The organism is Mesorhizobium sp. M0954, from assembly GCF_040319155.1.
In the GTDB taxonomy this organism is placed as follows: Bacteria; Pseudomonadota; Alphaproteobacteria; order Rhizobiales; family Rhizobiaceae; genus Mesorhizobium.
This window is the reverse complement of the sequence record NZ_JAMYNR010000041.1, coordinates 16,431-36,763: the sequence shown is the minus strand read 5'-3', so window position 1 is coordinate 36,763 and position 20,333 is coordinate 16,431. Positions and strand designations below refer to the sequence as shown.

Here is a 20,333-nt window from a genome sequence, read left to right as displayed (position 1 = left end):
TCAGCTCAAAACCACGTCGATAAAGCCCTTTCCTTCCCTAATCCGCTCGAAGTCAGTGCGTAATGGCTGAGCTTTATCCAGCCATTCCCTCTCATAGGTCTCAAAGTCCGCGGGATCCTTCGGTTTGAAGTGTTCGAGATCAGGCTTGTAAATTCGGGTATCGCCAACCCGCCGAGCAATTTCCGTCATTAACAGGCCGCGCGGAATCGTGCGGTATTTCCCTCGTTCGGTCGACACGACCGCTGTCGCTTTCGACTGCTGGCCGGCCGCCGGTACCGGCAGGATTGCATCCAGGATCGCAGTCGCTTCGCTGGGCTTTCCTTTGCCCATGTCCCAGGGTGTGCTGTTTTCACTGCCATGATGGCCGATCTTGAGGAAGTCGACTGTTTTGCCGAGCAGATCTCGGCGCTCGTTCCACATCACGTTCCATGAGCCATTCATCTTGCCCTCTTTGAAGTCGCCGTGCCATTCGGCGTCCCCGATAAACAGCAGGCGCTTCTTGTTCCATTCGATCAGCAGAACGATGCTGGAATTGTTTTTCAAAGTGCCATCCAGTTCCGCGAATGCCAAAGCGTTCGACTGCATGCGGGCACGAAGGGCGCGAAAAGAGGCCGGGCTGATATTGCGGGGCAAAGGCGGCTCTTGCGCTTTTGCAGTGGCATCAAACTCTTTTTCCGCGTCGAACGCGGCCGCTCCCAGCACGCCCTTCAATGTTCGCTGAGCGGTCGCGCCGAGATAATAACGATCGAAATCAGCCTCCGGGCCAAGGATGTTGATTTTCGCTTTATGGAGTTCAATGCCATGTGTTTCGTTGGTTTCGCCGGCATGCACATAGGTCGGCTCTCCGCCATCGAGCAGCGTCTTGCGCAAGGTCTGCATGGCGCCTTTGTTGTCAATCTGGAAAACTGACAAGAGCTCGCTTGCGCGAGGGCTCAGACTCGGCCCAAGCGCGGCAAGCCCCCGCATGGCCTGCTCAGCGACCCCTCTAATTTTTCGGGTCTTTCCCGCCTGCGGATGTTTGGGATCCATGGCGCAGTTCATCCAAACCGCGCCGACCTTCATGTTCTCGAATAGCTTGGGATCGAAGCCCGCTATGTGATCCTTGTGCTCGTGCGTGACAACGACAAGATCGAGCCGCTTTTTTCCGTCCTGTGCGTCTGGCAACTCGCTCTCGAGCTGTTTCATCGCTGCGGCAAGAAGCTTCCCTTCGCTCCAGGTGCCGCAGTCGATCAGCATATGGAATGCATCTTCCTTCTTGTCGGTTTTGCCGGGGATGCGAACATAGATGCAGTCGCCCAGACCGACATCATAAAGGCGGATCAGGAGCTCATTTGCCATCTAAGCGCTCCCAGGCTGGAATCATCGGCATCGTAAACATGAAAGTGCGGCGAGAGCTCAAACCGAACTGAGCCGTCAACTTCGCGCGCGATCAGTGGCGGTGTAAGGCTTCCAACAAGACCTTCGGGGCCGGCAAGTTCTTCACCAACCATCCCCTCCTCGATGCGTCTGGCAAGTGCATCGAGATACTCCTGCCTGCGCTGCTTGCCAGCCTCGAGTTCAGCCAAGGCCACCTGCTCGGTGCCAAAGAGTTTTTTGCGCGATTTTATCTTCTCCATCGCCACGCTTGCGGTGGCAAAGGGTTCGCTGCCTGGCTTGCGCGCCCAATAAAGCAGGCTGCCATTGACGTCGAAGACCATCGTCCCGCCACAGAGCAGGCTGGTCGTCTTGCCACTAAAGGAGCCAAACTGCGTGCCCGCTAACGCCAAGTTCTCGCGCCACAGATATTGGAGGATGATCTGTTTGGGCTGGAAGAGGCCTGGACCGACCATCTTCTCGGAGGTGAAGACCTCATCGACCATGATGTCGACATGGTCGGGAATGAAGAGCTTGTCGCGGTTGTCATCGAGATAGCGATAGGCCGCTGCACGCGAACTCCCGATAAGCTCCGGGTCGTGCGAAATTGTTCCTGGCATCCGATCGTACAAGGGCGCGCGCACCAGTAGGTCGGTTCTCTCCTCTGCGGTCATGATCTCGCGGTGGACGAAAATGTCCGCGATCATCTCGCGATAGTTGGTGGGATCAGTTGGGTTTGCGATCGCGAGGTTGCGCAAGACAGCGCGCGCGTAGTCGTTGAACGTAACCTCGACTGGCGGCAAAAGATCAAGCGCCTGGATGGCAATTATCTGCATCTGAGCGACCGCATATTGTAGCGATTGAGCCGGAGTGTGTGTCTCCCCGTCGCTGCGCTCTCGTTTGAGATATTGCTCGGTCAAGGCAACGAAGATGTCGAACATCGCTCCGGTCATCACCTCCGAGAGCGCGTGAGGTTCGATCTCATCCTTGTATTCGCCCAGAAAATGCTCGTTACCCGCACTACGAAGGTATGGTTGTCCTGACACGGCGTTGCCGAACTCTGTGGCGACAGATGCGATGAGTTCGTCACCGGATTTCGTCTTCAAGTGGCCCTTGGTCCTGGCCGCAAGCTCCTTACGGAACGAATTGTTCCGCAGCGTCATCAAGATTGCGGTCAAGTCCCCCAGGAATTCGTGAAAGGCACCTGTCTGTGGTGAGACCGCTTCCAGAAGATAAGGCCGAATGCCATCCAGCAGTGCATGACCAAACTCGTGATTGACGATATCGCTGGACAAGCAGGTGTGAATACGCTGACCGTTGTCGTCGTCAAAATAGTAGAACTGGAGCGATTTGCTCTGGCGATCATAATAGGCATTTGCGCCGTAACCGGCATTTGGCGTGACCAGAAGCCGATTGCCTTCGAACGCCCAAGAGATGCGCCGGCCGAGGCCGCTTGGGCTCTCGAAGAAATCAAGTGTGCTTTGCAGAATTGCCCAAGTGCTGACCTGGCGGAAGTGAGCGGTTTCTTTTAACGCTCGATCGATCCTACGCCCCTTCGGATCGAGAAAAACCTTCTCGCCGACGCTCCATTTGGCCGGTTCTTCCAACGTATTTCTGGTGCTGTCGTAATCGACAATAGCGAACCTCGCACTTGTGGGGCCGTCGCCAATGCGTGGCTCCCAAGGCACATAAAAATCGTCATCGATTTCCAGGCCGGGATTATTCTTCGCGACAAGGGGGTCCTTGTAATATGTGTCGAAGCGGACCTTGAGGCCGAGCTTCTTCTGCGTCACCCCATCCAGGAACCGTCGAGAGGCGTAGACGTCTCGCGTCTCAGCAGGTGACAGGGCCACCGCGACAGCCTTTTCACCCTTCTTAACGGGACTGCTCTTTTTCGCCATCTGCATCCCCCTGCAATCGTGAACTTGGAGACGTTACGACTCTCTACCCTAACTGCCGGCTTCTTTTGCCAGGCGATCTTTCATAAGGTCACCATAAGGCTCAACATCGAACGCCGTTGGAAAATTCTCTGGCTTATATCCCAAGATGGCTGCCTTCCGATCCAGAACCGACTGATGAACAAACGGCCGCGGCTCCTGTTTCTCGATCATGCGAGGCTCGGCCTGCGGAAGATAGAAACCGAGGGCGGATTTTCGCTTCCATTCACGCAATTTGACCGATTTTGGAATCCACTCGAGCGGCTTCCAGCCCCACGTCACTGAATCGTGCACGGCCCCAAGTGGATTCGGGCCCACGAAGTTCATCTTCCCCTCGCCCTCCCCTGTTCCGAAGACGAGGCGCTCCCGCATCCGAGAGTTGATCTGCAGTCCAAACGCCGTGGCTTCATCAATCATCCAGTCGAGCGGAAACTTAGAGATAGCGCCGTCCTCTTCAGGATAGCCACCACCAACATCCGAATGACACCCGGCGAACCAGACTTGCCTGATATCTTGCTCTTTTGCTGGCGCAGTTTTGTCGAAAGGATCTTCGACAAACGGCTGTGGTTCGACCCACCGGTTCAGCCGGAACATGCGACGATGCTCATCGATCGCAATCGCGTGGCGAAAGACCTCGACGCTCGGGTTGGTCCTTGTATGTGGCAGTGTCTGGAGCTGGGGCAGAAGTCGGTCCCTTCGCGGCACGATGACCGACGCAACCGTATCCCAGACACCAAGAAATTTGATACGAGCGTCTCGGGCTCCAGAGACTTTGGAGAAGTGCCAGGCGACGTTTAGGTCGTTCTCGTCGCTGGCCTGCTTATAGGAGCTTACAGCATATCGAACGATGTTAAGCTGATCCGGCTGCAGCAGGCCGATCATGTGGATCAGGCCCCCAACGGCGCGGACTGTGTAGGCACCGCGGCTGAAGCCAAAGAGGAAAATTGCGTCCCCTTCGACGTAGTGCCGGCAGATGAATGCGTAGGCGCCCGCGATTTCAGCGTCGAGCCCATATCCCGTGGCCAGTTCAAACACCGATTTGGTGTTTTGCCGCCAACGGGCCCATGCGTTGCTGGCGCCGATCGTGCCTACGCCAGCGTCGTAATAGACGCGCTGTTCCTCATTCTTCTTCAGGATGCGGAACAGTTTCAAAACGTTCGAGAGATTGCGCTCGATCTGGTTGCCCGTACCGTCGCAGCAGACGACAATGTTTTTCCCCACCTTGTTTTACGCTCCCGCACTGATGTATCTAGACTAAACTGGACGACTTCGAACTTCTTTCATCTAGCACGGTTTTTCGAGTCGGGCCCTCCCCGAAGCAGTCTAAACTCCGTTTGGGGCTCGCATTTCCTGCGAATACAGGCCTCAGGTCGGAAGCATATCGCGAATAGAAGTGCGATAATTGTTGCGCTCCTTTAGAATTCTGTAATCCGAATCACTGCGTGCAAGTTATTTCCTGGACAGCAACACCGGCATGAACATCCAAAAGGCGATCTCTAGCCTCCTCAATCCATCGAAGTTAGGCGCGCATGTCGCCTGCGCCGTCGCGCACGACGCGCCATGCGAGGGCGACGGGCCACGGACTGCACTACTTCATGTGCGTTTCAACGAAGACGAGCCGCAGATCGATGCCCTTGCGGAGTTTCTGTGGGGCCAGTGCATGTACTATGCCCTGCCGCGAAAGCGGCGGCTCGAGTACACGGCGGCGATCGAGAAGGATTTCACATTGATCGCCCGGGTGCATCAGGCCGTGCGGGACGTCTTCATCACCTTCAACGCCACCAGCCCGTCGCGCGCTAGCGAACTGGGCGAGGTGCTCGCCTATTGCGTCGTTCAGCATCATCTTTCAGCGGCACAGGTCGCGGCAAAGATGGCGCTCAAAACCTCCGCTAATATGCCGGTCCACGGCCTAGACGGGATCCACGCAACTTTTGAAGGCGACGCCCTGACAATCTTTTTCCTGGAATCGAAGCTCGCCGGGAGCGCCAACGCCGGCCTTAAGGACTATGCCAAATCCGCCGCGGGATTTCTCGCCAACCGGAAACAGTACCTTCGCGAATATGAGTTAGTATCGGACCTTGGGCATTTGGACTCTCTGGAGGGCGCGGCCCGAGAAGCGGCGCTCGATTTCTTCGACATCGTCGGCAAACCCGATCTACCGAGACGCGAACGTTCTGTCGGAGTGATCTGCTATTCCGAACGCCGGTTCAATGCCAAATTGCCCGTCTCCGATGGTCCCGTGGACGCGCACGAGGAGCATTTCGCGGGCCTCTACCGAACAGATCACAAACGGCATCGCAGCGCGGCGAATAAGCATATCAAGGCGTCAGGAGCTGACACCGCGAAGACCCTTTTGTTCCTTGTGGCGGTTCCGGACGTCAATGTGCTTCGCAAAGCCTTTTACCGGGCGATGGGAGTGGAGCCTCCTCACGAAGATATTCCAGCCGCGTCTGAAGATGAGGAGGAGAACGCACCCGGGTCGGCGGAGGATCTCGACGTCGTCGCGCCGGTCGAGAGCACCGACGCATGACCTTCGCCCTGGACCTTTCCCGTCGGCTTGAGACCCACCAGGCCTTCCGATCCGACTTCGACCGTCTTCAGGCGGAAGCCGCCTTTGCCACACTTCCCCACACGATAGAGTCGCGCCGTGGCGGGATGGATCGGCAGGATGTACTACGCCTGATGTACTGCGCCGGGGTGTTCGCCCAGACCGACGACGAGACCCTGCGGGCGCTTGCCCAGGCGATCTCGTTGGGCGCCCTTCTTATCGGTCGCGACGACATTCCAGTGGACGCCAGCCTTCGCCTTTTGACCGATCTAGGCAATTTCCCCGCCCTAACGTACGCGGAAGCCCGGCATGAGCCAGTCGCCACAATTCGGCAGGCCCTACGGGCGGCGATCTCACGCGAGGTAAATGGCATCGACGTCGGCAGCGAGCGAATTGCCCTTACCGATTTCCAGAAACGTGCTTGGGATCGGCTTGGCCAGGATACGGCGCTGGCTATTTCCGCGCCGACATCGGCCGGTAAGTCCTTTCTAGTCATCGAGCACCTTTGCAGGACCGCAGAACGGTCCGCCATCTTCCGGGCGGTCTATGTCGCGCCCACACGTGCGCTTCTCTCGGAAGTCTATGCCTCGATCCAGCGCCGGCTAAACGATGAAGTCGGCATTCGCGTTTCGACGGTGCCAACGATCGACCCTGCGGCCCCCGAGCGTCAAATATTCGTTCTGACCCAGGAAAGATTGCAAGTTCTGCTGGCGGTCTCAACTATAGATTTCGACTTGGTGATCGTCGATGAGGCGCAGAATTTTTCGGACGGCGCCCGGGGAATGATCCTGCAGGAATGCCTCGAACAGGCAATTGCCCGACGGGCTGACACTCGTCTGGTCCTGTTGGCGCCGGGTGCGGAAGGTTTCGAAACCGTCGCCGATTCCATCGGCCTGAAGGGACTGAAAGCATCTGTTTCGCTTCTGCCGTCCGTCATACAGAACCGCATCCTCGTGAGCCGGGCGGCCGAGCCGAGGACCCTCAGTCTGCGACTCCTAACCGCTCTTGGCTCGACATCGTTAGGCGTGGTTCAGAGCCATCGAGGGTTTGACCACCCCGCCAGCCGTCTCGCAGCGGTCGCGCTGGAGCTCGGACGCACAGGCGGTTCTCTGGTGTATGCGACGGGACCCAAGGACGCCGAAACAGTCGCACTACAGCTACACCAAGATTGCCGAGATAGCGGCGATAAGGTGCTCGAAGATTTGGCGCAGTTCATTGAAAAGCACATCCATCCCCGATATGCTCTCGCCGCCTTGGTCCGGCGTGGCGTAGCCTTTCACTACGGTAAGATGCCCACGCTGCTGCGGGAGTCTATTGAGAGTGCCTTCAAGTCCGGCGCGCTGAAATTCCTTGCTTGTACCACGACCCTTTTTCAAGGCGTAAACCTTCCCGCCCGCAACGTTTTCATCGACACGCCTACGCGGGGGACTAACTCGCGGCTGGATCCGGCAGCTCTATGGAATTTTGCGGGACGCGCAGGTCGGATGAAGGCCGACATCGTTGGAAATGTTTTTCTCGTTGACTACGACGAGTGGCCGGATAAGCCGATGAACAGCTTCGTCGGCTACCGGATCGAACCTGCATTCGGAAAGGCCGCCGCCGACCATGGATCCGCCATACTACAAGCTCTGGCCGGCGAACTGCCAAGGATGGTACCTGGCGATGAGGTGGCGGGGAAGGTTCGCGCCGCTGCGGGCCTGCTCATAGCAAGAGCCGCCAGAGGCGACGTGGCTCTTTTTGCGTCACGATCCCTGTCCTCGTTCGCGGCACAAGATCGCGACGCCCTAGTCGTCGCGGCCCAAGCTGCGAGCGATGGGATCGGCCTGCCCGCGACGCTGCTGTCCACAAACTGGACCGTAGATCCTTTCGGGTTGAAACGCCTGTTCAATGAATTGGTCAGCAAGATCGTAGCCGGCGAAATCGACGGATTGATCCCAGTCAACCCGCACGACTATCTACCGGCGCGTAAAGCGTATGAGTCGATTTTCATGCGTGCACAGAGGCTGGTGAATCTGTCCGCCAGCAGGTTCCCCGCATTGGTCGCCGGCGTCGCGGTCAAATGGATGCAGGGCACGCCCTACCCCGTTCTTCTTGCCGACGCTATCCGGCGCGAAGAGCGAACCCTTGCGAAAAAGATCAAGGCCTATGAGGATGAAATTGCATCGAATGCGAAGTCACGCAAACGTCGGCCGAAACCGATCGACATCAATGATGTGATCCGTAAGGAGTTCGACCTCATTGAGGACGTCATCCGCTTCCGGTATGTGCAACTCGGAAAAGCCTACATTGATGTCCTGGCCTTGGCATTGCGGCACTGCGGATTCGAAGCGCGGATCAAAGAAATCTTTGACTTCTCACTGGCGCTTGAGCTCGGTGTATGTACGAGGTCTGGTTGGTCTTTCATGGAACTTGGACTTTCGCGGATCGCTGCCGCTGCGCTTGAGCCTCATTTCCCAAACTCCGATTTGAGCGTCCAGCACGCGCGGGACTGGTTGCGCAAACTAGACGTGACTCAACTCCAAATCAGTTCGGTGATCGTCGACGAGATGCTCAGCTTGGGGCTGATAGAATTGGAGAATTTCGCTTAGGCAGCCTTATTTGGCCAAAGGCCTTGTCAGCCCCTCATCCAACTTGCCTGGCGGTCTCATTGCAGAGGCCAGAAACGGGCGCATCGGAATTCGACGCTTACCGCCACCGGGGCCTGTCTGGGCCACCCGTCAAGAAGTGCCGGGGCGGCTCCTGTGCCTATGAGGGAAGGTGTGGCTTAAGGCTTAAGGTTGGCAGTCACCCGGGGAATGATGCGATTCATACGGGCCAGTATGGCAAGCGCGTCAAGCATGGCGGTATGCTCGGATACGTATTTGATGGCAACTTCGCTTCGGCATTCGCTGCGATCACGGCTGCAATCGGAACGCGTCTCGCGGACCTAGACATGGATGCGCCGGGCGAGATGAAGCAATCTTCCAATCGGCCGTATGACAGCAATTGCCGAGAGACCTATCACAGGAGAGGTGAACTGCGCCCGTTGATCTTACACCACCAAGTCGTTCCAGTCGGACGGTAGAGAAGCGCCACGCTCCGACCTCGCCGTTGCGGCCGTCAGAAGCCGAAGTGTTCGCTCGATCTCCGATCGCCGGGTGGCACGTGAGCTAACTGATCTGGTCAGCCGTCGCGGGAAGCCGGACATGATCGAAAAGGGAACTGTTTGGATCAAGCTGGCAATACCTCTGCAAATTCCCCACCGCAGAACCCGACATGGGCTGCAAGTGCTCGGAGCAGAACGGGCCGCCAGTGATTGAGGTGAAACTCTCGGCTCTCCACATCTGCCTGTGCAAGAAGATAGCTGCGGACACCCTCAGCGCCAGCACTATCAAACAGGATTCTAACTGCGGTCGCCTGACTGGTCAGATAGATATTGATCTCCCGCGCATAGCGTTCGTTGAGTTTCAGGCGCTGCAAGACAAATGAGAGGCGCGAGCTAACTAGCGCTTCGATTGGAGCGGCTGGATCAATGTCAAACGTAGCAACCAGGCCGCCCCCTTCAATTGTGACGCCGGCTCGCAAGAATGACGTATCCGGAACCGCTTCGAAATAGGGGTGAAAGAACTGCTGGGCAGGCTCTAGGGCAGCCGATTTGCTCTTCGACTGATTACACTCTTGGCAAAGGGGCACCAAATTGCGAGGATAAACAGCCAACGGATGGTAATCTGACCGCGGAAGATGGTGATCCAGTTGGCGCGGCGGTGCAATTCCACATATCGGGCACAGCTCAATTCCTGCCATTAGCGACGCTCGAACCGACGCTAACTTGCCACCCGCTTGGGTGAAGTCATACCCGCTATAGATCGCGTCGCGAAACTGCTGAAGAAGCGCGCCGCCCTTTAGGATTTCCGCGGGGCCCCCCAAACCCGCGTCATAAGCGTCGTAGATGGCAATCACGCTGTCGATCTCAGCTTGGGTCGCAGCATAGCCTTTCGCAATACCGGCGTGAACGTAGGTCTCGATAGCGCGCACGAGGTAGGCTTGCGCCTCCTCGCGAGAAGGACATGGCAGGGTTCTCACTGGCGAGCCTTCCGGGCGAGGCCCGCAAGCACGTATGCGAGCGCCTGCCCGCTAAGGCCCGGCCGAAAATGCTGGTTCACGTCCTCGATTGTATTGTGTGCCTGAATGAGTAGATCAAGAATCCCATGAAAGTCTGTCGCGGCAGAAGTCAGACCGAAGGTATCGTGGGTTAAGGTTCCCACGTTCTCGCCGAATGTCTCTCGTGGCGGGATAAAGACCTCAAATTCCGATCCGATCCGCCTTATGACCCTCACGTGCAGTGCCAACGTCTCCTGGAGGATCACCGGTGAATGCGTTGCCACGATTGCGAACGCGTTCTTTTCTTCCAGTACCAATCTCAAGGCGTGCATGACCGCTGCAATGAGCGGGGGATGAAGGTGTGTCTCAGGCTCGTCGAAGAGCACGAGGGATTTTCTCGTCGTATGTGCCACCAGCGAGGCGATCGCATGCATCGTGATTTTGTGGCCTGTGCTCCATCCGAGAAAGCTTGAACGGGGATTGGCACCAAGCAGAGCCTGTCGATCCGTCCCGGCAACATCGGCAAACGAGGCGTCGGCGAGCACCAGCGCAAGAGCAGCATCGAACAGCGCATCATCTCCATGCTCCGCGATCTGCCCGATTAGGCGAACAAACTCGTCAGCGAGCTGCTCGAGCGACTTCAGTTTCGTACTCGATCGTCGATCCTCGATGTCCAGGACAGTTCTTTCATCCACGTCCGTCGGCTTGGCCCGTGCGGATGACAATTGCTCTCGCACTTCGGCAACGACGTCGCGAAGGCCGGCGTAGACGTAGCGACCGCCTCCCCTCTCCATGTCCGATGCGATCTGCTCGAGCTCAGTCTCATACAACCCGGGCACGGAGAAGTTCTCGAACGCGCTGTACGAAACCGCGATAATGCGCATGAAGCCAATTGACGGTGGATCGAACACGCCGACGGCGGTCAACTGAGGCCACGTTCTGTCCGATGGCGACGCAAACGCGACCCGTGCGATGCGCGATAGGAAGGTGCTCTTGCCCGATCCGTTGCGTCCAATCAGCACCATCACTCGCCGTGGGAGCAAGACCTTGCGCTTGCTGGGGCCAAGTTCGCGTGTCGGGCCGAAATAAAACAGTGGGCTCGGCGCATCGAAATAGAGCTGGATCGGCGCCGCCCATCCGGCCGGATGGAATGTGAACGACAGATGGAGGTCTGGAACCTCGCTGGCATTGCGAGAGTGAATCTGTCTAGCATCGGAAAGGAAGCCCTCGGGTTCCGGATTGTCGCGGAACAGAGATATTCGCCAGCCTTCCTCCTGGCTGAATAGCGGCTCTAGTTGCGAGTTGGCAACGACGTCGTTCAACGAGCCCAGAATCTCATCTCGGTCCTCCCCAGCAATCTCATTGAGCCGCTGGTAATAGTCGAGTGAGCTGCCAACAGAGCCGAAGTCAGGCGGAAGGCGGTCGAATGGTTCGGTGATCAGGATGCCGTCTTGCGTGGTTTGGCCTCGCCGTAGAATCTTGACCGGCCCGATCAAAGTAGGAGGGCTTCCCTCGACCTGATAGTAGAGGTGATACAGCGTCATGAAGGAAAAATCGTTCCATCTGTCCTGCTGCAGCGCGAACTTTGTTGCAAAACTCTGCACGCCCTGGCGGCTCGGGGGCAAGACGCTAATGGCCATGGGCAGCCTCACTTGCGGGCGGTCCGCCGTGCTGGCTTAGCTGGCTCCCCCTATCCAGGAAGCCATCAAGGAGTTGTTCGCGGTTCACCATCGGATCCGACGATACGGCGCCAATAAGCCCGCACACCACCTTGCGAGCGAGTTCTCTGGCACTTCGTCTATCGTTCCCGGATATGTCCGCCATCGGCCTCCCGTGTAGGAAATCGCTCCTAAGCCCGAAAAGCTTGGAATAGGCGTTCCCAAACGAACCATCGTTGAGCAGTCCGGAAATGCGAAGCGTGGCCCGGCGCGTCGCGCCGGGATTCTTTCCTTCGATCTTTTTTCGGGCGCGTGGGTCATGGTCCAAAGGCAAGCCGAGCGCCGCCTCGATCGTTGAAATATGGGCAAGAAACTCGTCGATGGCTTCTGATTGAAATCCACGGACAAAGAAGTGCGCAACAGGACGGTCGAACAACGTCGTCCGGCGCGCCGCTACAATGTCACTCCACGCGTCGTCGGTCAGCCAGGTAATTGCGCTGTCGCTGTCATCATTTAGCGGATAGGCGACCGGCGCTTCATATTCATGCTCGTCGCCATTGACATCGAACTGCCATGCAGGCTCCCAGCTCAGGCTGTCTGGAGAAGGTGGCGGAACCCGACGAGCAAACACGTCAGAGTCGACGGTGTAGACCCAAGGAACTCTAAAACCACGCCATTCCATGTCCTTGTATTCAGCGATCTGCTCCCAGGGGATTGTGAGGAGTCCAAAAAGCGCAGCTTCGACAGATGAAGGGAGGCTAGTTTTGTGCGGTTCGATTCGTCCAAAATCCTGGCTAAGATTCACGAACAGGCCGGGCAGTGTTCTCCCGTCGGGACCCATGTCGTCGTGGGAAACCTTCTCGTCGACGACGAGCCAATTGAACTCGGAGAAGCGTTTGCTATCGAACGACCAGTTCTGGTTCGCCCGATGAAGACGCAAAACGTCGAAAAGCTCCTCAAGCTCCGTCGCCGAAAAGCACCGCACCTGATTTGGACCGAAGGAGATCGTCGGAAGGCGCGATGCCAGATCGAGCGGGCACAGGTGCAGTCGCCTCGATGCCGTGCTCCGGATGGCTTTGTCGAGGCCATCCGATATTTCGGCCGCACTCGCTGCCAACCCAGAACCCTGGCCACCGACGAGACAGGCCAAGCCGAGCTGCCGCAATGCTGAGGCAAGCGAAAGTCGCAGCATGGAGCCAGATCTAATCTGGGGGTATCGAGTTTGACATAACTCCGCAAAACGCAGAAACGCCGGAGTGTTCTGCAGGTGATTAACGTCAGTCGCCGGCGCCCGACCCAGCTGTTCCAGTTCGTGGAGAATATCGACAGGAGGGCCGACCGTGACGTTCATGATGTCTGCGGTCCCGGCGGAGCTCGATAGAGAATGATCCGTCCGGTCGGCAGAATCTGGGTAAGGAAATCAAAATCGCGGACGTTGCCGGTCAGCACGCCCGCCCCCAACTGACGCGCCTGCAGGAATACGAGGGCGTCATTTACGAAGCGGCGCTCGTGCCCCTCCCCCTTGGGCAGATTGCTCAGCCGGCAGAGCAAGCCAGCCAACACACCGGCCTGTCCCCACATCGCTGCATCCGGGTCATGAAGACGGTGGTCCGGAATGTCCTCCACCGTGGCTTTGATTGTCTCGAGGACAGCTTTTGTGGAGGCATGCTTTGGGTCGAGCCGGCCAAAGGCGTGGGTCAGCTCAGAAAGGCAGACCGCGGAATGGTGGCATCGGCGATAGGTAAGCAGCGTATCGACTTCAACCGGTGCTCGTCCTTGCAGGACATCCAGATAGACGCACGTATCCAGAAACACTGGTCCCCCGATCGCGGGTTCGTTTGCAACCCATGGGAGATCATCATCGGCCCTACGCTCCAGCGTTCCGGTGTACTTTTGCGGCTTGAGCGATCGGAGGGCCTCGGAAAGATCAAAACCCAAGATCTATGTCCGCCGGGATGCTGCCCTTGCGTCCGACCAAGCCGGCGCCAAAGTCATCTTCGAGAGCCAGGCGCGACAGCGCCAATTCCAACAGCTCCGTGTCCGAGGTGACATGAGCGCGCTTCTTGGCCGCCTCGATCAACTCCGAAGGCACTCGCCCCGAAAGACGGGTATTCTTCGCCGCGCCGAGCAGTCCGGCGGCTTTCGCTTGCTCGAGTACAAGCTTATTGCGGGTCGATGCGACCTTTGCTTCGCTTTCTGAAGCGGTCCGTGTTTGCGCGGCCATCGGAACCTCCTGTGTTCAACAGAATATAGATTGCGTTGAACGCATAAGCAAGGCTTAGTAGCCGCTGGCCTTCGGGACGTAGGCACCTGAAGCACACTTACCATAGTGATCGATTGGGGGATCGATGGATTCTATGCAAGCCGAAATTGCACGCTTCCTTGCGGAAAAAGCGGTGCGGCAAACGCGTGCGACATATCAGCAGGTGGGGGACGCCGTCGGTTGGAACCATCCGACAGGTCGCGGTCTGGGCAAGAATCTGGAGGTCGTCCTGCACGCTTTGCATGATCGCGGACTGCCGCCGCTCACGACGATTCTAGTCAAGCGCGGCGAGAGGCATCCGGAGCCTGACGCCATGGCGTATATCCGCGGAGCCTTGGGCGATATCGACATCGATGCCGCACAACGTGAGGTCTTCGCCTTCGACTGGCGATCGATTCCAGACCTGGCTCCTGACGTCGACAGACTTCCGAGCGGCCGTGATATTTGGCTGACCTCTTTTTGGGGGTTTGACCCCGCGAGTTGGGGCTGCATCGGCTTTGCCGACGAGGCCAAGCGCAACCGCTATCTGAGATTATCCACTCCCAATGCATTGGTGGCGATCTACGTTACCAAGGGCAAGGGGCCCGAGGAGATGCGGGGCAAGGTCGTGGGCCTCCTCGAGGTTTCCCACAACGCCGGCCATGCCAGTCAGTTCATCGCCGGCGACCGCTGGGCCGAGAAGGAAATGGACCCTGCCTCGAGAGGCAAATGGCTGTTCGCCGTGCAGGCAACCCGCGCATGGCGGGTCGTCCAGGAGGAGTGGAAACCTGTCGAGCAGTTGTTTCCAGCCGCGTATGCGAGCGCGCACGCCGAATACATCGGATCTAGTGGTGTCCAGGTTGACCCAGTTGAAGCCGAGCATCTCATGCAACTCGATGTCTATGAGGTGCCCGTCTATGGCCAAGGGAGCCGCGTCAACGGCACAATCCAGACGCTCGAGTCCGCTTTGTCGCCAAGTCGCGCGATCCCACCCGCGACCGAACCGTACTGGGTTGGCGAAACCGATGGCCCCAAGCATCTCTACATATTGGAGCTCAGCGGCGATACATCGGCCTATCTCGGGCGTTCACCCGCCGACGTTGATGGCCGCGCCATCATTAAGGTCGGTTTCTCCCGCAGCCCCGCGGCCCGTCGCGACCAGATCCAAAGTGCATACCCACAGGGGCAATTCAAGTGGGTGATAAAGTACCCTCATCCCGTCCCAGATGCCGCACCGTATTCTAACGCCAAGACGGCGATCGTAGGCGAGGATGCAATGAAGCGGCGCCTCGTGACCGAGGGGGCTGAGGTGCTGGGTGGAGAGTTCTTTCTTGCCGAAGACTGGCTCGTCCACAACACGTGGAGAGCTGGCAAATTTGCGGCAGAAAAGGCCATGGAGAGCTGACTAAGCTTCAAGTGTTGGCTTTGCCCCCCCAGAAATCAGCGCTGAAATTGTTCAGGTGGTCACCGTCACCGAGCCTGACCTCAAACTCACCGGGGATACCCCCCCTGTCATGACCCGCCCCAAAATAGTCGCGCACTGACCAATGAGCCAGCTGCTCGAGGTGCTCCCATTCGCGTAGCAGATCGGTCTCGCGGTCCTCCGCAAGCTTCCCTGGCGCTCGGCTTGCCCTTAGACTTGGGCTGAGCGATCGTATGATAGTCGAAACGGGGCTGGACCTTGTGTTTGAAGATGATGGAACCGGAAGTCCACTCATCCTCGATCGTTCGGCGCCACTTGTAGCTGACACGAACCTGCATGTCCTGGGTCAGACGAAACGGAGCAATCGTCGGATCGTAGATGAAGAACAACTGGCTTTCGCGTTCCTCGACCTCCAAGCGCTGCTTCATCTGACCGAATGCAAAAGTCAGATCACTGCCGGCTTTACGAATAGAATGTAGAATTCCTTCCCGCTTCTTCGCAGATTTCGCGATCCTGTATGCCGCAAGCGCTTGATCGAAGTATCGGAGCTTGGTGGCCACGTATTCTCCGCAGTTGTAGAGCGGTAGATTGCTGAGTTTTCCGAGTTGCTCTGACCTGATGGCCTGGTCAACCAGGTCGTGAAGCGCCCCGCTGTCGATGGCTCCAATAGCCTGTTTCTCGCGGTCACTGAGATTCATCAAGCCCATCTTGTCTCCCCTCAAACACAAAATCCCGCAGCGTTCATCGGACTCGAGCTATCTGGCAGCACGGTGGAGAGACGACGATCAAACCGTTGCCGCGTCAGCTAGTGAGATCGCGTTTGCAGCGTGTTCGTCCTCGGCCCGAAGACGCTGATGGGATGTTTCCTGCGTTTCCACAAAGAAGCTCTTTCCAGAAATGCCGGCGCGATCGAAGAATGCCTGATTCCGCTCTCTGGCGTCACTGAGGAGTGTGTCCCACCCGATGAGCTCGATCGACCCTTTAAAACCCGAACGGGGCTGGTAGTAGCGCCCTCTCCCGTCGGCAGTGCGGTCCCACGAATAGGTCCAGTCGTCCATTTTGCCCACGATGTCGGCAACTATGAAGCAATAGAAAACCGTGTCCTCCTTCAGCTTTATGGGGCGCCCCTTGACGTCAAGCTTCCCCCCTTCAAGCAGCCGGCGCACATAGCGCTCGACCTGATGCTGGGGGTTCTCGTCCGCGGCATAGCTGGTTCGTCCCGGGCGCTTGAACTCAACGAGCAGCACGCGCGAGGGATCCTCGGTCTGGCGCAGGCCGTGTACGTGATCGAAAATCAGAACATCCGGCCGCTCGTCGCTGGCGACTGCATCAGAGAGATTCTGGAATTCCTCATCCGAGCTGAAATACTGGGCGAAGGTCAATCGCTCATCGATGATCCAGAGGTCGTGCGACGCCGCCGGCACTACCTTTCTGGCGCCATCGGCTAGGGTGTTGACCCGCAGAGGACAGATGAACGAGTGCAAAATGTCTTCGCGCTGATAGCTGCTGTCACGCGTATCGTCGCGGACCTTCTCCAGCAGGATCTCGATGAAATCGAGCACGACCTTTCGGCGAACGATGTACTCGGTGAGACGACAAAAGGCCCAACACCGTTTCAACCATCGAGCGCCCGCTTTCGTCGCTCTCGTGGAATTTTGCCCAGCGCGGCCAGCCGCTGGACCGCAAGGACCGGCATATCGCCACGGTGATGGCTGGCGTTCGCAACACCCACGCCTCCCCTCCCCGGCAGAAGGAAGCGATCCTGCCCGAGGATCTGATCGCCATGCTCGAGACCCTCGACCGCGGCACGCTGCGTGGTCTGCGCGACCGCGCCATGCTGCTTTTGGGTTTCGCCGGCGGCCTTCGCCGATCCGAAATCGTCGGCCTCGACATTGGTCGCGACCAGACCGAGGATTCTTCTGGCTGGATTGAGTTTTTTCCTGACAAGGGCGTGCTGGTGACCCTGCGCGGCAAAACCGGTTGGCGCGAGGTCGAGGTCGGCCGCGGCTCCTCCGACGCCACCTGCCCGGTGGTCGCGCTGCAAACCTGGCTGAAGCTGGCGCGGATCGGCCATGGCCCTTTGTTCCGAAGGGTAATAGGGCAAGACAAAAGAGTCGGCGCCGATCGGCTTAACGACCAGGAGGTCGCACGCCTGGTCAAGCGCACGGCGCTCGCAGCCGGCGTGCGTGGCGATCTGTCGGAGGGCGAACGCGGTCAAAAGTTTGCTGGCCATTCGCTGCGCGCCGGCCTCGCGTCCTCGGCCGAGGTCGACGAACGCTATGTGCAAAAGCAGCTCGGTCACGCCTCGGCCGAGATGACGCGAAAGTATCAGCGCCGGCGCGATCGTTTCCGCGTCAATCTCACCAAGGCGTCCGGGCTCTGAAAAGCCCCCCTCCCTGCCCCGTTTTGTCCGCTGGGATGAGGCGGTCAGATCTCAGGCGATAACAATACCTCATCGAGCACAGCGAGCGCTGTATCCAGACTATCGGCGGCCGACGCTTCGTAGTCAGGCATGATCATCAACTGCGTTATGGCACGGCCCACAAGAGGGCATCGCGATAAAAGTACGCCAAACAACGCTAAGGGAGAACAAACGGTGATCTGATTTCGTTCGACGCTCGTTTTCGAGAGCCGTTCTGGGTCGTTCGCAATCAACTGTGTAGGCCAGCGGAGCGAGCAAGGAGCGCCAGATCCGGACAGGGCTGAGTGGGGTGTTTTTCCGGAAGGTGGGGCCATGCCCTAAGGGACACGAGATGTAGTGGACTCGTCGATCCGCGCGGTTTCGATTCGCGCACCCCGGGCACAACGCTGGGATAAGTCCCATCAGATGCTCTCCGGTGGCCGTCATCTGTTTAGCTGACATTGGGCCGAGGGCTTCCAGCACGAGCCACATGGCGGGGGTATCGGCCGTGACCATGGTGCGCCGCCCCTGCCGTCAATGCCAGCCGCCGTCACCGAGTCGCGAAGATGAAATTCAAGGTGACAAACTGGCCGGAATACGAGGCGGGCCTTCGGCGGCGCGGCAGTCTGACGCTGTGGTTGACAGAAGAAGCCTTGGCCAGGTGGCATGCGCCGCGAAGAACGACCCGCAGCGGCCAGCCCCGCTATTCCGATCTCGCCATCGAGGCGGTCTTGACACTGGGATGCGTCTTCGGGCTTCGTCTGCGCCAGAGCGAGGGATTGGCGACCTCGCTGCTCGATCTGATGGGGCTTGATCTACCGGTTCCCGATCACACGACGCTAAGCCGCCGGGCGCAGATATGGGAACCATCGGCCAAGCGGCAGCGGCATCCCGAGGACGGTCCGCTGCATGTGCTGATCGATAGCACCGGATTTGAAAGTCTACGGCGCCGGCCAATGGCTGGAAGACAAGCACGGTGCCAGATCACGCCGGACCTGGCGCAAGCTGCATTTGGTTCTCAATGCCGACAGCGGCGAGATCATCGCCCATTGTCTGACCGACCAGGACGGCGACGATCCCTCGCAGGTGAAGCCGCTGCTCGACCGGATCGATGCAGAGATCGACCAATTCACGGCCGACGGAGCATATGATAGCGGTCCCACCTACTGCGCGGTGCTGCAACACAGCGTCACCGCAAGGATAGTCATCCCGCCACGTTCAACGGCCGTGGAGAGTGATGACACCGGACCACCCGGTCAAAGGGACGGTCACATCACGGCGATCGCCAATGATGGAAGGCTGAATTGGCAGGCGTCCACCGGCTATGGCAAGCGCGCCCTGATCGAGACCGCCGTCGGGCGCTACAAGGGGCTGATCGGACGTCGCCTGCGAGCCCGCTCCTTTTCGGCTCAGCAGACCGAGGTCGCCATCGGCTGCGCCGTTCTCAACCGCATGACGGCGTGCGCACGCCCGGAGTCCGTTCGCAGCCCGGCAAGGCCGACATAGCAGGCGGCATCAAAGAGCTGATTGTGCCTAATGCCACATTTGTGCACCAACGCCTTGTGGCGCGGGCAGCCGCAGGCACAGGCTACGCGGAAAATGAAAAGCGGGGCCAACCCATTCGCTTGCACACAGCCTGCGTTTTGCCAGCTCCTCAACCGCAACGTGCTGTCAATCTTCGTCTTGCCATGTCTTGAACGCCGAACTGTTCACGCCATTGGCGCCGCTTTGTCATCCCGTGCCCCGAAATGAGGCCGTCGTTCGAACGATATGCGCAGTTGCTTATCCGCCAGAAACCGGCTAGCCAGATCGGTGTCGCGCTTACCCACGCGTGACACCCAGTCCGAAAACAGGCGAACCGCGCGCCGGTTCATATGCCGCGAAGGACAGACCAGCCAGTATCCCGGAAACTCGATGACCTCGAACTCTATCGAGACCGGAACCAGAGAACCCGACACCAGGTCCTCGAATGCGATGGATGTGCTTTCCAGGACCACACCTGCACCGTCCTTCGCCAGTTGAACCGACATTGACGAACGGTCGAAACGATAGGGATACGTCATGCGGGCGCCCTGGATACCGTTGCACGGCAGCCAATAATCCCACCGGAAATAGGCCTTCACACTGTCGATCAACCGCGCATGGCGAAGCTGCTCGTGCGGATCCGGTGAGATCGCGCGCAGTTCGGCAAGATAGGAAGGCGAGCACATCGGCAGGATCAGATCGTTGACGACGCAATCCGAATAAAGGCCGGCCCAGCCGCCGTCGCCATAACGAAGATCGAGATCGATGACCTCCGTTTCGAAATCCGAGAAATTGGGCGTGGCGTCGACGCGCAAATTCCAGCTCGGATAGCCCTTGCTGAACTCGGCCAACCGCGGCGCCAGCCATTTCTCGCCGAAGGAAGGACTGACGCGCAGGCTAAGCTGGAAGCTTTCGCGCTGCCGCACAATGGCATTACGCACCTCGCGTATGGATTCGAAAGCCTGGGTCGTGGTCTGGAAGAGCCGCTCACCGTCGATCGTGAGCGAGAGATGGCGCTTTTCGCGCTGAAAAAGCCGCACCCCGAGTTGGTGTTCGAGCAGCCGCAGCTGCTGGCTAACCGCCGAAGGTGTCACCTGCAATTCCTGAGCGGCCTTTGCCACGCCGCCGAGCCGCGCGACTGCCTCGAAATGCGTCATCGAATTGAAC

The 20,333-nt window shown here is 58.5% G+C and carries 14 protein-coding genes and 2 pseudogenes; 5 read left to right on the top strand and 11 right to left on the bottom strand.

The features are described from left to right. From NKH93_RS31430 to NKH93_RS31420, 3 genes are read right to left on the bottom strand one after another with little or no spacing between them, the layout of a single operon-like run. Complete coding sequence (locus NKH93_RS31430) at positions 1 to 1,338, bottom strand: ComEC/Rec2 family competence protein (protein ID WP_352508307.1); 1,338 nt, start codon at positions 1,336 to 1,338, stop codon at positions 1 to 3. After that, positions 1,320 to 3,254 carry a gluzincin family metallopeptidase gene (locus NKH93_RS31425; RefSeq protein WP_352619023.1) on the bottom strand — a complete coding sequence of 645 codons (1,935 nt, stop codon included), beginning with the start codon at positions 3,252 to 3,254 and terminating at the stop codon, positions 1,320 to 1,322. Before NKH93_RS31425 ends, NKH93_RS31430 begins: the two co-directional genes overlap by 19 nt. Before the next feature lie 48 nt (positions 3,255 to 3,302). Continuing rightward, positions 3,303 to 4,511 carry a T6SS phospholipase effector Tle1-like catalytic domain-containing protein gene (locus NKH93_RS31420; protein ID WP_352508305.1) on the bottom strand — a complete coding sequence of 403 codons (1,209 nt, stop codon included), beginning with the start codon at positions 4,509 to 4,511 and terminating at the stop codon, positions 3,303 to 3,305. A 253-nt stretch (positions 4,512 to 4,764) separates the two neighbouring features. On the opposite strand from NKH93_RS31420, the gene NKH93_RS31415 reads away from it, so the two are divergent. Together NKH93_RS31415 and NKH93_RS31410 are read left to right on the top strand one after the other, a co-directional pair. Next, positions 4,765 to 5,820 (top strand): HamA C-terminal domain-containing protein, encoded by a 1,056-nt coding sequence (locus NKH93_RS31415; RefSeq protein WP_352508304.1) that lies wholly within the window; start codon positions 4,765 to 4,767, stop codon positions 5,818 to 5,820. Further along, positions 5,817 to 8,426 carry a DEAD/DEAH box helicase gene (locus tag NKH93_RS31410; protein WP_352974987.1) on the top strand — a complete coding sequence of 870 codons (2,610 nt, stop codon included), beginning with the start codon at positions 5,817 to 5,819 and terminating at the stop codon, positions 8,424 to 8,426. Before NKH93_RS31415 ends, NKH93_RS31410 begins: the two co-directional genes overlap by 4 nt. A 622-nt stretch (positions 8,427 to 9,048) precedes the next feature. Here NKH93_RS31410 and NKH93_RS31405 read toward each other — a convergent pair. From NKH93_RS31405 to NKH93_RS31385, 5 genes are read right to left on the bottom strand one after another with little or no spacing between them, the layout of a single operon-like run. After that, positions 9,049 to 9,852, bottom strand: a complete 804-nt coding sequence (locus tag NKH93_RS31405) for an HNH endonuclease (RefSeq protein ID WP_352935546.1) — start codon at positions 9,850 to 9,852, stop codon at positions 9,049 to 9,051. Positions 9,853 to 9,896: 44 nt separating this feature from the next. Then, on the bottom strand, positions 9,897 to 11,558 hold the full coding sequence (locus tag NKH93_RS31400; RefSeq protein WP_352508300.1) for an AAA family ATPase: 1,662 nt from the start codon (positions 11,556 to 11,558) through the stop codon (positions 9,897 to 9,899). Continuing rightward, on the bottom strand, positions 11,548 to 12,927 hold the full coding sequence (locus NKH93_RS31395) for a hypothetical protein (RefSeq protein ID WP_352508299.1): 1,380 nt from the start codon (positions 12,925 to 12,927) through the stop codon (positions 11,548 to 11,550). Before NKH93_RS31395 ends, NKH93_RS31400 begins: the two co-directional genes overlap by 11 nt. Next, on the bottom strand, positions 12,924 to 13,514 hold the full coding sequence (locus tag NKH93_RS31390) for a type II toxin-antitoxin system VapC family toxin (RefSeq protein ID WP_352508298.1): 591 nt from the start codon (positions 13,512 to 13,514) through the stop codon (positions 12,924 to 12,926). The genes NKH93_RS31395 and NKH93_RS31390 overlap by 4 nt, the downstream gene beginning before the upstream one ends. Then, on the bottom strand, positions 13,504 to 13,800 hold the full coding sequence (locus tag NKH93_RS31385; protein ID WP_352508297.1) for a hypothetical protein: 297 nt from the start codon (positions 13,798 to 13,800) through the stop codon (positions 13,504 to 13,506). Before NKH93_RS31385 ends, NKH93_RS31390 begins: the two co-directional genes overlap by 11 nt. A 124-nt stretch (positions 13,801 to 13,924) precedes the next feature. On the opposite strand from NKH93_RS31385, the gene NKH93_RS31380 reads away from it, so the two are divergent. Continuing rightward, the gene (locus tag NKH93_RS31380) at positions 13,925 to 15,223 is read left to right on the top strand and encodes a hypothetical protein (protein ID WP_352974986.1); all 1,299 of its coding nucleotides are present in this window, start codon (positions 13,925 to 13,927) and stop codon (positions 15,221 to 15,223) included. A 107-nt stretch (positions 15,224 to 15,330) separates the two neighbouring features. Here NKH93_RS31380 and NKH93_RS31375 read toward each other — a convergent pair whose 3' ends face one another. Together NKH93_RS31375 and NKH93_RS31370 are read right to left on the bottom strand one after the other, a co-directional pair. Next, complete coding sequence (locus NKH93_RS31375; RefSeq protein ID WP_352974985.1) at positions 15,331 to 15,948, bottom strand: hypothetical protein; 618 nt, start codon at positions 15,946 to 15,948, stop codon at positions 15,331 to 15,333. Positions 15,949 to 16,026: 78 nt separating this feature from the next. After that, the gene (locus NKH93_RS31370) at positions 16,027 to 16,803 is read right to left on the bottom strand and encodes a hypothetical protein (RefSeq protein WP_352820204.1); all 777 of its coding nucleotides are present in this window, start codon (positions 16,801 to 16,803) and stop codon (positions 16,027 to 16,029) included. 32 nt (positions 16,804 to 16,835) lie between these two features. On the opposite strand from NKH93_RS31370, the pseudogene NKH93_RS31365 reads away from it, so the two are divergent. Beyond that, positions 16,836 to 17,624: pseudogene (locus tag NKH93_RS31365) on the top strand (site-specific integrase); the annotation flags it as partial. A 584-nt stretch (positions 17,625 to 18,208) separates the two neighbouring features. Beyond that, positions 18,209 to 19,148 (top strand): annotated as a pseudogene (locus NKH93_RS31360) (IS5 family transposase). A 203-nt stretch (positions 19,149 to 19,351) separates the two neighbouring features. Here the strand turns inward: NKH93_RS31360 and NKH93_RS31355 are convergent. Beyond that, complete coding sequence (locus tag NKH93_RS31355; protein WP_352974984.1) at positions 19,352 to 20,323, bottom strand: LysR substrate-binding domain-containing protein; 972 nt, start codon at positions 20,321 to 20,323, stop codon at positions 19,352 to 19,354. Positions 20,324 to 20,333: the final 10 nt, after the last annotated feature.

What these genes read in the sequence shown, in the direction of transcription:
- NKH93_RS31375 (WP_352974985.1), bottom strand. Translation starts at nt 15,948, where the DNA reads ATGGGCTTGATGAATCTCAGTGACCGCGAGAAACAGGCTATTGGAGCC.
- NKH93_RS31355 (WP_352974984.1), bottom strand. Translation starts at nt 20,323, where the DNA reads ATGACGCATTTCGAGGCAGTCGCGCGGCTCGGCGGCGTGGCAAAGGCC.
- NKH93_RS31430 (WP_352508307.1), bottom strand. Translation starts at nt 1,338, where the DNA reads ATGGCAAATGAGCTCCTGATCCGCCTTTATGATGTCGGTCTGGGCGAC.
- NKH93_RS31380 (WP_352974986.1), top strand. Translation starts at nt 13,925, where the DNA reads ATGGATTCTATGCAAGCCGAAATTGCACGCTTCCTTGCGGAAAAAGCG.
- NKH93_RS31395 (WP_352508299.1), bottom strand. Translation starts at nt 12,927, where the DNA reads ATGAACGTCACGGTCGGCCCTCCTGTCGATATTCTCCACGAACTGGAA.
- NKH93_RS31415 (WP_352508304.1), top strand. Translation starts at nt 4,765, where the DNA reads ATGAACATCCAAAAGGCGATCTCTAGCCTCCTCAATCCATCGAAGTTA.
- NKH93_RS31410 (WP_352974987.1), top strand. Translation starts at nt 5,817, where the DNA reads ATGACCTTCGCCCTGGACCTTTCCCGTCGGCTTGAGACCCACCAGGCC.
- NKH93_RS31400 (WP_352508300.1), bottom strand. Translation starts at nt 11,558, where the DNA reads ATGGCCATTAGCGTCTTGCCCCCGAGCCGCCAGGGCGTGCAGAGTTTT.
- NKH93_RS31425 (WP_352619023.1), bottom strand. Translation starts at nt 3,254, where the DNA reads ATGGCGAAAAAGAGCAGTCCCGTTAAGAAGGGTGAAAAGGCTGTCGCG.
- NKH93_RS31385 (WP_352508297.1), bottom strand. Translation starts at nt 13,800, where the DNA reads ATGGCCGCGCAAACACGGACCGCTTCAGAAAGCGAAGCAAAGGTCGCA.